Source organism: Micromonospora parastrephiae, assembly GCF_016802865.1.
Classification (GTDB): Bacteria; Actinomycetota; Actinomycetes; order Mycobacteriales; family Micromonosporaceae; genus Micromonospora; species Micromonospora parastrephiae.
Genome location: NZ_JAEVHM010000232.1, coordinates 1 through 7295, shown reverse-complemented (window position 1 = coordinate 7295; position 7295 = coordinate 1). Strand labels below are relative to the sequence as shown.

The 7295-nt window shown below is 74.4% G+C and carries 2 protein-coding genes and 1 pseudogene; 1 reads left to right on the top strand and 2 read right to left on the bottom strand.

What is annotated here, in order from left to right:
* Both JNW91_RS27825 and JNW91_RS27820 read right to left on the bottom strand, forming a co-directional pair.
* Positions 1-2647, bottom strand: a 2647-nt coding sequence (locus tag JNW91_RS27825; RefSeq protein WP_203178404.1) for a Na+/H+ antiporter subunit A, incomplete at its 3' end; no start/stop codon positions are given.
* 137 nt (positions 2648-2784) lie between these two features.
* Entirely contained in the window at positions 2785-3171 is a 387-nt protein-coding gene (locus tag JNW91_RS27820) for a hypothetical protein (RefSeq protein WP_203178403.1), read from the bottom strand.
* 179 nt (positions 3172-3350) lie between these two features.
* Between JNW91_RS27820 and JNW91_RS27815 the strand changes: the two are divergent.
* Positions 3351-7247, top strand: a pseudogene (locus JNW91_RS27815) (DEAD/DEAH box helicase); the annotation flags it as partial.
* Between the last annotated feature and the right edge of the window lie 48 nt (positions 7248-7295).

The following is a 7295-nucleotide window of genomic DNA, read 5'->3' as shown; positions in this document are numbered from 1 at the left end:
CGACCTTGGCGCTCTCCAGCACCTGCCCACTCACCAGCAGCGCCACCACACCGGAGCCCACCGACACGGCCAGCCCCGCGCCGAGGACCACACCGGCGCCGACCGGGGCCGCCTCGGTCAGCTCGTACCGGCCGCCGGCGAGGTAGCGGACCACCAGGGCGAGACCCGCCACCAGACCACCGGCGAAGCCGCCGCCCGGCGCGTTGTGCCCGGAGAAGAGCAGGAAGAGGGAGAACAGCACCACGGTGTGGAAGATCAGTCGGATGACCACCTCCAACACGATCGAGCGGCGTTCCTCGTAGAGGGTGGGCCCGCCGCGCAGCCACACCGGCCGGCCCGGTCTGTTCACCCGCCAGTCCGACTCCGGCCGGCGCGGTCGGGGCCCGGTGCGGGACCGCTCGAAGATCAGGCTGGCGACCCCGGTCGCGGCCACCACCAGCACCGCGATCTCGCCCATGGTGTCCCAGGCCCGGATGTCGACCAGGGTCACGTTGATCACGTTGCGGCCGTACCCGTGGACCACCGCCAGGTCCGGAAAGGCGGCGGAGATGTCCGGCGCGCGGCGGGAGTTCGCTGCGACCAGGGCCAGTCCGGCGGCCACCACGCCCACCGCCACCCCGATCGCCCGGCGGGTCCACCGGCTACGGCGCAGTGGCCGGGCCGAGAACCGCTCCGGCAGACGGCGCAGCACCAGCACGAAGACGGCGATCGTCGCGGTCTCCACCAGGAACTGGGTGAGCGCCAGGTCGGGCGCGCCGTGCAGGACGAACAGCATGGCGGTGCCGTAGCCGGTCATCCCCACCAGCAGCATCGCGGTGAGCCGGCGGCGGGCGCCGACCGCAAGCACCGCCGCCACCGCGATCACCACGACGACCACCGGTTGCAGCGGGCTGTCCCAGAGCGGGATCCGGGCCCGCCACGGGCTGGCGGCGAGCATCGCCCCGCCGGGCAGCAGCACGAGGGTGACCAGGATGATGCCCAGATACTGCGGCAGGGAGCCCCGTTGCGTCGCCCCGGTCACCTCGATCGCCAGCCGGTCGAACCGGCCCACGATCCACTCGTACCCCTGGTTGCCGCCCATCGGCGAGCGGAGCCGGGCCAGCACCGGGGCGAGCGGCCCCCGCAGAGCGAAGAGCAGAGCGCCGCCGAGAAGCGCCACCACGGACAGGCCGATCGCCGGGGTCGGTCCGGGCCAGAGCGCCAGGTGCGCGTCGACCCCACCGAGCAGGTCGGCGTACGGGTGCAGCAGCGCCTCCAGCTCGCCGGCGGCCGGGCCGGCGAGCAGCCCGACGCCGGCCAGCACGGCCGGTGGAACCAGCATCGGGCCGGCGATCCTCAGGTCGGGCTGGACCGGTTCCACCCCCGGCCGGTCACTGAACGCGCCCCACAGGAAACGGGCGCTGTACGCGACGGTGAGCACCGTCCCGGCGACGAGGCCGGCGAGGAGCAGCGGCTGGTCGAGGAACGCCGCGAACACGGCCTCCTTGGCCACGAAACCGACCAGCGGCGGCACGCCGGCCATCGACGCCGCGGCCAGCACGGAGACCACGAACAGCGGCCGGGACCAGTGCCGCAGCCCGGACAACTCGCGCAGGTCACGGGTGCCGGCGCCGTGATCGATGATCCCGACGACCAGGAACAGCGACGCCTTGAACAACGCGTGCGCCAGCAGCATCGCGACGCCGGCGAGGGCGGCGTCCGGGGTACCGGACCCGGTCACGGCGACCAGCAGACCGAGCTGACTGACGGTGCCGTACGCCAGCAACAGCTTCAGGTCGGTCTGCCGCAGCGCCGCCCAGCCGCCGAGCAGCATGGTGGCCAGGCCGGCGACCTGCACGACGGGCCGCCAGGGGCCGACCGTGGCGAGCGCCGGCGCGAGCAGACCGAGCAGGTAGACGCCGGCCTTGACCATGGCGGCGGCGTGCAGGTACGCGCTCACCGGGGTGGGCGCCGCCATGGCCACCGGCAGCCAGGAGTTGAACGGCAGCACCGCCGACTTCGACAGCGCTCCGGCCAGGATCAGCAGCACCGCCGTGATCAGGTGACCGCCGGCGGGCAGCGGCTGGGTCGAGATCTCCGACCAGCGGTAGCTGCCGGCGTGCTCGCCCAGCAGGATGAACCCGACCAGCATGGCCAGCCCACCCAGGGTGGTGACGGTCAGCGCCTGCGCCGCCGCCCACCGGCTGGAACGCCGCTCGGTGCTGTGCCCGATCAGCAGGTACGACAGGATCGTGGTCAGCTCCCAGCCGACGTAGAGCAGCAGCAGGTCGTCGGCGAAGACCAGGACGAGCATCGCGCCGGCGAACGCGACCAGGACGGCGGCGAACCGCGCCAGCCCGATCGAGCCGGCGTCGAAGTAGCGGGCGCTGTAGACCAGCACCAGCGCGCCGACGCCGCCGACCAGCAGGGTCATCAGCCAGGACAGCGTGGTGAGCCGCAACGCGATGTCGAGGCCCAACTGCCCGATCCACGGGTACGTCTCGACCACCGCCCCGCCGTCGTCGACCGCCGGGGTGCGGGCCACCGCCCAGCAGAACGCGGCGGCCGGCGCCAGCGCCAACGGGTAACACGCGCGGGAACCCCACCACCGGACGAGGAGCGGCGCCGCGAGGGCCGCCACGAGGTGGAGGATGAGCAGTACCAGCACCCGCGCTCCCGATCGAGGTGGCCGACGCCCGTGCAGCGGTGGCGCCTGCAGCGATCAGACGACAGTTCCTCGCCCGCCGGGCCGTTTTGCCGGAATCCGTCCGTCAATCGCCGCGAGGTGTCCGCGGCCGACGGCGGTCAGCGCAACAGCGCGTCGCCGAGGGGCAGCGCGTCGTCGAGGGCGGGGCGGTCGCGGTGCAGTTCGGCCAGCAGGTCGACCCGGCCGAGCTGGCGGACGACCTTGTCGACGACCCGCTCGGCGGCGGTCAGCGACCGCACCGAGAGCAGCCGGCCGCGGCTTTCCCGGCGTAGCACGAAGTAGTGCACGGCGGCACGGACCTGGCCGCGGTCGGCGGCGCTGGCCTGGGCGGTGGAGACGACCAGCTCCCGCAGGCAGCGGGCGAGGCGTTCGGCGAGCTCCAGCTCCGGGCCGTGCAGACCGCCGCGGAGCGTGGCGAGGTGGCTGTCGACCTTGCGGATCAGCACATCGGTGCCGGGTGCGACATTCCGCTGCTCGCCGGCCATCCGATCCCTCCCCACCCCACTCGCGTTGCGAGTGAAGTTACTTTATGTTGTGCGTCACAAGCAAGCAGTTAAGTGAGACTTAACGTATTAAGCACGCATCCCGTGCTTATGCCTTGCACCCGGACACATTCCGCCTCGGCCTGCTCGTGGTTGTCGTACCGCCGGGGCACCATGGAGCGGTGACCGGGGCAGATGCAGATACGGGCGAGGTGCTCGACGGGTTCGGCCCGGCCACCCGCGCCTGGTTCGACGCCGCCTTCGCCGCGCCCACCGCCGCCCAGGCCGGCGCCTGGCGATCCGTCGCCGCCGGCCGCAACGCCCTCGTCGTGGCGCCCACCGGCTCCGGCAAGACGCTCGCGGCGTTCCTCTGGTCGCTCGACAAACTGGCCCGCGAGCCGGCACCGGCCGAGGCCCGGCAGCGGTGCCGGGTGCTCTACGTCAGCCCGCTCAAGGCCCTCGCCGTCGACGTGGAGCGCAACCTGCGCGCCCCACTGGCCGGCATCCGGCAGGCGGCGACCCGGCTGGGTGTCGCCCCTCCCGACATCACCGTCGGCATGCGCACCGGCGACACCCCGGCCGACGAGCGACGGGCCTTCGCCCGCACCCCACCGGACATTCTCATCACCACACCCGAGTCGCTGTTCCTGCTGCTCACCTCCGCGGCCAGGGATTCGCTGCGCGGCGTGCAGACCGTCATCGTCGACGAGGTGCACGCGGTTGCCGGCAGCAAGCGCGGCGCCCACCTCGCCCTCTCGCTGGAACGCCTCGACGAGCTGCTGCCCGCCCCGGCGCAGCGGATCGGGCTCTCCGCCACCGTCCGACCGATCGACGCCTGCGCCCGGTTCCTCGGCGGCGCCCGCCCGGTCGACGTCGTGCAGCCGGCCACGCCGAAGACCATCGAGGTCAGCGTGCAGGTGCCGGTGCAGGACATGACCCGCCTCGACGAGCAGGAGCAGCCACCGGAGGACGACCTCGGCGGCCCCGGGCCGCGCCGCGCCTCGATCTGGCCAGCCGTGGAGGAACGCGTCTTCACGCTGATCGGGCAGCACCGCTCCACCATCGTCTTCACCAACTCCCGCCGCAGCGCCGAACGCCTCTGCGCGCGGCTCAACGAGCTGGCCGCCGAGGAGGTGGCCGCCGCGCCGGGTGGCGACGCGGTCGGCGTACCGGACGGGGTGTCGCCGGGCGACGGCCCGGCGGGTGACGGCGGCCCGGCGGGTGACGCGCAGCGGTGGGGCGGCCCGGCCGGCCCGGTGCGCAACCGACCACCGGCGGAGGTGATGGCCCAGTCCGGCGCCGCCGGCGGCGCGCCACCGGTGATCGCCCGGGCCCACCACGGCAGCGTCTCCCGCGAGGAGCGCAAGCACATCGAGGAGGCGCTCAAGTCCGGCCAGCTTCCGGCCGTGGTGGCCACCTCCAGCCTGGAGCTGGGCATCGACATGGGCGCGGTCGACCTGGTGGTGCAGATCGAGGCGCCGCCGAGCGTCGCCGCCGGGCTGCAACGGGTCGGCCGTGCCGGGCACCAGGTCGGCGCGGTCTCCCGCGGGGTGGTCTTCCCCAAGCACCGCGGCGACCTGCTGTCCTGCGCGGTGGTCGCCGAGCGGATGACCGACGGCGCGATCGAGGAGCTGCACTACCCACGCAACCCACTGGACGTGCTCGCCCAGCAGATCGTCGCCATGGTGGCGCTGGAGCCGTGGCGGGTCGGCGACGTGGCCGAGCTGGTCCGCCGGGCCGCGCCCTTCGCCGAGCTGCCCGAGTCGGCGCTGCACGCCGTACTGGACATGCTCTCCGGCCGCTACCCGTCCACCGCGTTCGCCGAGCTGCGCCCCCGGCTGATCTGGGACCGGGCCACCGACCTGCTCACCGGCCGCCCCGGCGCGCAGCGGCTCGCGGTGACCAGCGGCGGCACCATCCCGGACCGGGGGTTGTTCGGGGTGTTCCTCGCCGGCGCCGAGCGGGCCGCGCGGGTCGGCGAGCTGGACGAGGAGATGGTCTACGAGTCGCGGGTCGGCGACGTCTTCCTGCTCGGCTCCTCCTCGTGGCGCATCGAGGAGATCACCCCCGACCGGGTGCTGGTCTCGCCGGCCCCCGGGCAGGCCGCCCGGATGCCGTTCTGGAAGGGCGACCAGCTGGGCCGTCCCGTGGAGCTGGGGCGGGCCATCGGCGCCCGGGTGCGCGCTCTGCTGCGGCAGAGCGACGAGGCGGCTCTGGCCGCCCTGCGCGCCGGTGGGTTGGACGACTGGGCCGCCGGCAACCTCATGGCGTACCTGCGCGACCAGCGGGAGGCCACCCGCTCGCTGCCCGACGACCGCACGATCGTGGTCGAGCGGTTCCGCGACGAGTTGGGCGACTGGCGGCTCGCTGTGCACAGCGTCCTCGGTGCGCGGGTCAACGGGCCGTGGGCTCTCGCGGTGGGCCGCCGGCTCGCCGAACGGTACGGCGTCGACGCCCAGGTGATGCCCTCCGACGACGGCATCGTGGTGCGGCTACCGGACACCGCCGACGAGCCACCCGGCGCGGACGTGGTGGTCTTCGAGCCCGACGAGATCACCCAACTGGTGGAGGAGTCGGTCGGCACGTCCGCCCTCTTCGCCGCGCGCTTCCGTGAGTGCGCCGCCCGGTCGTTGCTGCTGCCCCGCCGCGACCCGCGCCGCCGCCAGCCGCTGTGGCAGCAACGGCAACGCGCCGCGCAACTGCTCGACGTCGCGCGCGAGTACGCGGACTTCCCGGTCACCCTGGAGGCCGCCCGGGAGTGCCTTCAGGACGTCTTCGACCAGCCGGCGCTGGCCGGGCTGATGCGTGACCTGGCGACCCGCAAGGTCCGGCTGGTCGAGGTGGAGACCAGCGCCCCGTCCCCGTTCGCCCGGTCGCTGCTCTTCGGCTACGTCGGCGCGTTCCTCTACGAGGGCGACGCCCCACTCGCCGAGCGCCGGGCCGCGGCGCTGGCACTGGACTCCACGCTCCTCGGCGAACTGCTCGGCCGCGTCGACCTCCGCGAACTGCTGGATCCGGTGGTGCTCACCGAGACCGACCGGCAGCTGCGCTGGTTGACCGAGCAGCGCCGTCCCCGCGACGCCGAGGACGTGGTCGAGCTGCTGCGGGTGCTCGGCGACCTGAGTGACACCGAGCTGACCGAGCGGGGTGTGCCCGAGACCTGGCTGACCGAGCTGGAGGCCAGCCGACGGGCGCTGCGGGTCCGGATCGCCGGCGAGCAGCGCTGGGTGGGCGTCGAGGACGCCGCCCGGTTGCGTGACGCGCTCGGCGTGGCGCTGCCGGTCGGGGTGGCCGAGGCGTACCTCGCCCCGGTGGCCGACCCGCTGGGCGACCTGGTGGCCCGCTACGCCCGCACGCACGGGCCGTTCGCCGCGGCGAGCTGCGCGGCCCGCTTCGGGCTCGGTGTGTTCGTCGTCGAGCAGGCGCTGCGGCGCCTCGCCGCCACCGGCCGGGTGGTCTCCGGCGAGTTCACCCCGGATTCCGCCGGCGCCCAGTGGTGCGACGCCGAGGTGCTGCGGATGCTGCGTCGCCGTTCGCTCGCGGCGCTGCGCCGGGAGATCGAGCCGGTGCCGCCCCGGGCGCTGGCCGCGTTCCTGCCCCGCTGGCAGCAGGTCGGCTCGTCCGCCCGGGGCGTGGAGGCGCTCGCCGCCACGGTGGAGCAGTTGCAGGGCGCGGCGGTCCCGGCGTCCGCGCTGGAGCGGCTGGTGCTGCCCGGCCGGGTCGCCGACTACTCCCCCGCGCAGCTCGACGAGCTGTGCGCGAGTGGCGAGGTGCTGTGGGCCGGGTCGGGGGCGATCTCCGGCGGCGACGGCTGGGTCACCCTGGCGTACGCGGACGCGGCGCCGCTGCTGCTCCCGCCGCCGGACGAGGCACTGACCCGTACCCCGCTGCACGACGCGGTGCTCGACGCGCTCGGCGACGGGCAGGCGCTGTTCTTCCGGCCCCTGGCCGACCGGGTCGGGTCGACCGACGACGCCACGCTGACCGGCGTCATCTGGGACCTGGTCTGGGCCGGTCACCTCACCAACGACACCCTCGCCCCGCTACGCGCGGTGCTCGGCGCGGGTGGCGCGCACCGGTAGCGGCCGTCCGCGCCGCGCACCCGGTACCGGCGTCCCGGCCGGGTG

Excerpts from the sequence above, each read along its gene's own strand:
- JNW91_RS27820 (WP_203178403.1), bottom strand. The coding sequence starts at position 3,171 with ATGGCCGGCGAGCAGCGGAATGTCGCACCCGGCACCGATGTGCTGATC.